Annotated in this window: 1 protein-coding gene and 1 pseudogene; both read left to right on the top strand. The window is 63.2% G+C overall.

All coding sequences use genetic code 11. From position 1 onward, the window contains the following. Nucleotides 1-376: response regulator transcription factor (locus EN914_RS37215; RefSeq protein ID WP_164779258.1), on the top strand; the 376-nt coding region annotated here is incomplete at its 5' end. Further along, a pseudogene (locus EN914_RS37210) lies at nucleotides 360-745 on the top strand (histidine kinase); the annotation flags it as partial. The gene EN914_RS37215 and the pseudogene EN914_RS37210, both read left to right, overlap by 17 nt.

The following is a 745-nucleotide window of genomic DNA, read 5'->3' as shown; positions in this document are numbered from 1 at the left end:
CTACGTCACCAAGCCGTTCCACATCGAGGAGGTGCTGGCGAGGCTACGGGCTCTGATCCGGCGCGCTGCCGGCCATGCCTCGTCCGAGCTGACCTGCGGACCGCTGCGCCTCGACACCAAGGCCTCCAAGGCCGATGTCGGCGGCGTGCCGCTGAAGCTGACGTCGCACGAATTCCGCCTGCTTGCCTATCTGATGCACCATATGGGCGAGGTCGTCTCGCGGACCGAACTGGTCGAGCATCTCTACGATCAGGATTTCGACCGCGATTCCAACACCATCGAGGTGTTTGTCGGGCGGCTGCGCAAGAAGATGGGCATCGACATGATCGAAACCGTGCGCGGCATGGGCTACCGCATGCGTGAGCCGGAGGCGTAACTCGGAACCGCTCAAACCAACCGCAAGGACGCCGCTTTCGCTGCGTTTGTGGCCGCGTTCGCTGACGTTCCGCGTCATCGCCTTTTCCACGGTCTGGGCGATCGTGACGCTCGTTGTCATCTTCACCTTGATCACCACCCTATACCGCCAGGCCAGCGAGCGCGGCTTCGACAGCCTGCTTTCGGCGCATCTGTTCAACCTGATCGGTTCGATCGGCATCTCCGACAGCGGTGCGCTGACCGGCGCGCCAGATCTCGGCGACCTCCGGTTCTCGGAGCCGAATTCGGGCTGGTACTGGTCGGTTGAGCCCGCTTCGGAAGGCGTGCATGGCGATCTCCATTCGTCGTCGATGACCACGACGATCCCGTC

Origin of the sequence: Mesorhizobium sp. M7A.F.Ca.CA.001.08.2.1 (genome assembly GCF_003998455.1) — a bacterium.
GTDB classification, from domain to species: domain Bacteria; phylum Pseudomonadota; class Alphaproteobacteria; order Rhizobiales; family Rhizobiaceae; genus Mesorhizobium; species Mesorhizobium ciceri.
The sequence above is the reverse complement of the archived record's forward strand: the minus strand, read 5'-3'. Positions and strand labels throughout refer to the sequence as shown.